1 protein-coding gene is annotated in these 1,425 nt (G+C 57.1%); it reads right to left on the bottom strand.

Going from position 1 to position 1,425, the window contains the following annotated elements:
- Positions 1-46: 46 nt before the first annotated feature.
- Positions 47-1,387, bottom strand: a complete 1,341-nt coding sequence (secY, locus tag AAAB35_RS12675) for a preprotein translocase subunit SecY (RefSeq protein ID WP_340668639.1) — start codon at positions 1,385-1,387, stop codon at positions 47-49.
- Positions 1,388-1,425: the final 38 nt, after the last annotated feature.

Below are 1,425 nucleotides of genomic sequence, written 5' to 3'. Positions count from 1 at the left end.
GACTGAGTTCCCTTACCTGCCCCCGGTGGTCCGAGAAGTATTAATCTCATCTGTTGCGTTTCCCCCCACGGAGCTTCGACTTCTTGATCAGCCCTTCATACTGATGCGCAATCAGGTGACCCTGGATTTGTGCAACTGTATCGAGCGTCACGCTCACGACAATCAACAGCGACGTACCGCCGAGATAGAAAGGAACACCCGCCCACGAAATCAGGAACTCTGGCAGCATGCAGATGATGACAAGATAGATAGCGCCAAGAACCGTGATACGCGTCAGGACGTAATCGATATATTCAGCCGTACGCTCGCCGGGGCGAATGCCGGGAATGAAGCCGGAGTGCTTCTTCAACTGATCAGCTGTGTCCTTCGGATTGAACACGAGCGCCGTGTAGAAGAAGGCGAAGAAGACGATCATGGCTGCATAGAGAGCCATGTACATCGGCTGGCCGTGGCCGAGCGACGACAGCACGGTCGTTGCCCACGCCGGCAGATTGTGGCTCTGAGCGAAGCCGGCGATCGTTGCAGGCAGAAGCAGTAGCGACGAAGCGAAGATCGGCGGAATGACGCCCGCGGTATTGAGCTTCAGCGGCAGATGCGACGTGTCGCCCTGGAACATACGGTTGCCGACCTGACGCTTCGGATACTGGATCAGCAGGCGCCGCTGCGCACGCTCCACGAAGACGATGATGCCAATGACCGCAATGGTAAGAACGATGATGGCAAGGATGACGGACGTCGAAAGAGCGCCGGTGCGGCCGAGTTCCAGCGTTCCGGAGATTGCCTGCGGCAGATTAGCGACGATGCCCGAGAAAATGATGAGCGAAATGCCGTTGCCGATACCGCGGGCGGTGATCTGTTCGCCCAGCCACATCAGGAACATGGTGCCGCCAACAAGCGTGATAACAGTCGAGAACAGGAAGAACGGACCCGGGTTGGTCACGATCCCCTGGCTGCCCTGCAGCCCAACCGCGATCGCATACGCCTGTACCGTCGCCAGAAGTACGGTGCCGTAGCGGGTATACTGATTAATGACCTTGCGGCCTTGCTCGCCATCCTTCTTCAGCTGTTCCAGCGCCGGTACGACCGACGTCATAAGCTGCACAATGATCGAAGCGGAAATGTAAGGCATGATGCCAAGTGCAAAGATCGCCATACGCGCAACGGCGCCACCGGCGAACATGTTGAACATCCCGAGGATGCCCTGTGCCTGGTGATTGAATGCCTGTGCGTAAGCGGCAAGATTGATGCCTGGCAGTGGAATGTAGGTACCGAGGCGATAGACCAGCAGTGCGCCAAGAGTAAACCAAATGCGCTTCTTGAGCTCTTCAGCCTTCGAGAAAGCAGAGAAATTAAGATTTGACGCGAGCTGTTCTGCGGCTGAAGCCATTATAGTCTCCGGTCTGTGCCCGTCAGGGCCTCGCCACC

Source organism: Phyllobacterium sp. (assembly GCF_037994425.1).
Lineage (GTDB): Bacteria > Pseudomonadota > Alphaproteobacteria > Rhizobiales > Rhizobiaceae > Phyllobacterium.
The sequence above is the reverse complement of the archived record's forward strand: the minus strand, read 5'-3'. Positions and strand labels throughout refer to the sequence as shown.

What these genes read in the sequence shown, in the direction of transcription:
- secY (WP_340668639.1), bottom strand. Translation starts at nt 1,387, where the DNA reads ATGGCTTCAGCCGCAGAACAGCTCGCGTCAAATCTTAATTTCTCTGCT.